The 866-nt window shown below is 37.6% G+C and carries 1 protein-coding gene; it reads left to right on the top strand.

The window, feature by feature from the left end; translation table 11 throughout:
• Positions 1-692 (top strand): glycosyltransferase family 2 protein (locus AC1DRQ_RS31875; protein ID WP_477430216.1); only part of this gene is annotated, 692 nt, incomplete at its 5' end.
• Positions 693-866 lie beyond the last annotated feature (174 nt).

Below are 866 nucleotides of genomic sequence, written 5' to 3'. Positions count from 1 at the left end.
GATCGTATGCTGCCCGTAACACAGGAATCGCGTTGTCAAAGGGGGCAATTATAGGCTTTACTGATTCAGATTGCATTGCGGATAAAGACTGGATAACAAATGCGGTAAAGTTTTTAGTAAACAGTAACGAGTGCGATAGGATAGCGGGCAGGATCAATTTATATTATCACTCAAAAAAGCTCACGGAAGCTGAATTGTATGAAAAAATATATGCCTTTAATCAGGATCTATATGTAAACCAGGATGGAACCAGTGTTACAGGCAATATGTTTAGTTACAGGTATGTTTTTGATAAGGTGGGGCTGTTTAAAGAAGACCTGTTATCTGGGGGCGACTATGAATGGTCAATAAGGGCCCGCGATGCCGGCTTTAAAATTAAATATGCTGATGATGCGATAATTAATCATCCGGCCCGGCATAGCATAACTGAGCTGATAAGTAAAGCAAAGCGAGTAGGAGGAGGACAGGCTGGCTTTGATAAGCCAGGCAATAAAAGTAAGTTACAATCAGTAGTAAGTTTCCTATATGATTTGAGGCCCCCGGTTAGAAGTATTAAGTTAATTCAAAAAAAAGGGAGGGAACTTCATTTAGCCGAAAAAATACTTGTGTTTTATATCAGGTATTATTTATCTGTAATTACCGCCCGCGAAAAATTCATGGTTAACTTGGGTAAAACTGCCCAGCGGCAGTAAATGTTTTATCATTAAGATTGTTTTTTATTCATTTAGTCCAATGGTATTGGAACACGGATAATTAAAAAAAAAGCGGTTGTTTAAAGCATATTTATCATGCCGAACCAAAACGGGGTACACAAAAACGACACACTATTTCTCAGTTTTATACATAATTTTCCCATTGATTTAATT

Source organism: Mucilaginibacter sp. P4_E8 (assembly GCF_056401495.1).
The sequence above is the reverse complement of the archived record's forward strand: the minus strand, read 5'-3'. Positions and strand labels throughout refer to the sequence as shown.